Source organism: Microvirga sp. P5_D2 (assembly GCF_054049475.1).
Genome location: NZ_JBFUMH010000391.1, coordinates 1 through 823, shown reverse-complemented (window position 1 = coordinate 823; position 823 = coordinate 1). Strand labels below are relative to the sequence as shown.

The window sequence follows — 823 nt, the reverse complement described above, 5'->3', positions numbered from 1 at the left end:
CGCATGAGGTGACCAACAGCGGCTCGGATCGGGGGCAGTTGTCGGTGATGGCTCAGCAGGCGCAGACGGCCCTGGGCACGCCGAGCCTGGAGGCTGTGGCGGACAGGGGCTACTACAAGGGCGAGGATATCCTGGCCTGCGAGCGAGCCGGCATCACGCCCTCTGTGCCCAAGACCCTTACGTCGTGCGCCAAGGCCGATGGTCGCTTCGGCAAGCAGGATTTCGTCTATCATCCCGAGGACGACACCTATCGCTGTCCGGCTGGAGAGCGCCTGACGCGCCGGTTTAGGTCGATTGAGAACGGCATGGCCCTGCACGTGTACTGGACCACCTGCTGTGAGCGGTGTGCCCTGAAGGAGCAGTGTACGACCGGCAAGCAGCGGCGCCTCAAGCGCTGGGAGCACGAGGATGTGCTCGATGCGATGCAGGAGCGGCTCGACCGGGCACCGGAGACGGCGCGCCTGCGGCGGCAGACGGTGGAGCACCCGTTTGGCACGATCAAGGCCTGGATGGGTGCCACGCACTTCCTGACCCGGACCCTGGAGCGGGTGCGCACCGAGATGAGCCTGCACGTGCTCGCCTACAACCTGAAGCGGGTTCTGGCGATCCTTGGTCCTGGACCGCTGCTGGCAGCCATCCAGTCCTGAGGGGGCATCACTTTAGACCCCAAGCTGATCACGATGGCTCGGACATCAGGGAGACTGACGTCCAGCCTTGTCGAGGAGCCAAACGGCCGCTGGCTCTCGTGCTCCAGCCGATCAGAGGACCACAGAGGTGATCTCACTCGGTCGCTATCTGCGTTTTGACACAGCCTCGGTCATCA

The 823-nt window shown here is 64.6% G+C and carries 1 protein-coding gene; it reads left to right on the top strand.

Annotated features, from left to right (window positions below; genetic code table 11):
- Positions 1-647 (top strand): transposase (locus ACXJKO_RS31885; protein WP_457094994.1); only part of this gene is annotated, 647 nt, incomplete at its 5' end.
- Between the last annotated feature and the right edge of the window lie 176 nt (positions 648-823).